This window comes from Mesorhizobium sp. WSM4808, from assembly GCF_055811675.1.
In genome coordinates this window covers 1-981 of record NZ_JBVVQX010000068.1, presented here as the reverse complement: position 1 = coordinate 981, position 981 = coordinate 1, and the positions used below count along the sequence as shown (strand labels likewise).

Sequence of the window (981 nt, the reverse complement as noted above, 5' to 3'; positions counted from 1 at the left end):
GCTGCCGCCCGATTGCGAGGCTTTGCGGATTCTCAGTCCTCTGCCTTTTCGCCGGTCTCAACAGGGCTGTGTGATGTTCATTGTTTATGATGACGCCCCCGCTGTTCACGCGGTTGTTCCTGTCAAGTGTACTCATCAGCTCGTCCTGGGCCTCGCGCGTCTGGCCCAAGTGCCGGTCAAACGGGGCTGGCGCGACTTGTCGGGCTTGCTGCTCTTGCAAGACGGCGTGTTGTACCTGCGACCCGGCTGCTGCAAAAGCATCCGCGGGGATTGCGGCAAGCTCGTGCGGCAAGCGCCCCTGCCTCAGTCGGTTTTGCAGCGCCTGCCGATCGGCGACGAGGTAGTCGAGGTGCAACGGCAGCTGCGGGCCTGGCCGCTCTTCGTTCGCCAATCGAAGAACCAGCTCGCGCGTACCGTCCACCACGAAGACGCCGCAATCAACACCGTTGTTCTGCTGCGCCATGGCGGGTGTCACCAGGGTGGTCGCGTCCAGTCTTGTTGCGAGCTCTAGTGCAGGCGCGTTGTTGTATCCCTGTCGATTTTGCTGATGAATGGAGTCGTAGTGATAGGCGACCGTTCTTTGCGGGTCGCGGCGATCCACGAGCAGCAGCGACCAATGGGTGCCGCGGTTGCCAGGAGTGCCATCGTTCACTGGCACGAACAGGAAGTCGGGTGGGCCGGCGTTTCGATTATAAATCGACTGCAATGTACCTCGCGCGTCTTGCTGCTCCATGTGGCGCAGCAGATGGGATACCGACGGATCCACCAGCCGCGTTCGAGCGGCGAGCGCTGGATCGACCTGCTGCAGCTGCTGCTCGAGGAATTCGTAATCCCTATGGATATGGGCGTCGCTCAGCAGTTCGGTGGCCCCGAGCACCGCGCCCGCGGGAAGGTTGGACGAGCTTGACGGAAAAGCTCCGATCGGAGCATCGGAGGAGGTGGTCAGATCGACCAACGGAACATCGCGATAGGTGTCTGACA

1 protein-coding gene is annotated in these 981 nt (G+C 61.6%); it reads right to left on the bottom strand.

Annotated elements, in window-relative coordinates:
• Window positions 1-955: Ulp1 family isopeptidase (locus tag AC0L2U_RS34705; RefSeq protein WP_473603703.1), on the bottom strand; the 955-nt coding region annotated here is incomplete at its 3' end.
• Between the last annotated feature and the right edge of the window lie 26 nt (window positions 956-981).